This is a genomic window from Bacillus sp. SIMBA_031 (assembly GCF_046535225.1).
In the GTDB taxonomy this organism is placed as follows: Bacteria; Bacillota; Bacilli; order Bacillales; family Bacillaceae; genus Bacillus; species Bacillus velezensis.
Genome location: NZ_JAWRXC010000085.1, coordinates 1 through 339 on the forward strand (window position 1 = coordinate 1; position 339 = coordinate 339).

Sequence of the window (339 nt, forward strand, 5' to 3'; positions counted from 1 at the left end):
GTCGTAGGCTTCGCCGCCCCGAACCTCGCCCAGGAGGATCCGGTCCGGTCTGAAGCGCAGGGACAGTGCTACCAGCTGCTGGGTGCTGACACCCTTGTCGTTGTTCGACAACAGCCGGACCACGTTCGGTACACGCGGCTTGAGTTCCATCGTGTCTTCGATCGTGAGCACGCGCTCGTCGTCAGGGATAACCTCGACCAGAGCGTTGAGCAGCGTGGTCTTGCCCGATGACGTTCCGCCCGCGACCAGAATGTTCTTGCGCTGACGCACCAGTTGCGTCAGCGCTTCCAACAACAGTTCGTCTTCAACCGGGCCTGCAAAGATGGGCCGATCGGTGTC

Annotated in this window: 1 protein-coding gene; it reads right to left on the reverse strand. The window is 61.7% G+C overall.

Annotated elements, in window-relative coordinates; genetic code table 11:
• Nucleotides 1-339: CpaF/VirB11 family protein (locus SB724_RS19620; protein ID WP_410572451.1), on the reverse strand; the 339-nt coding region annotated here is incomplete at both ends.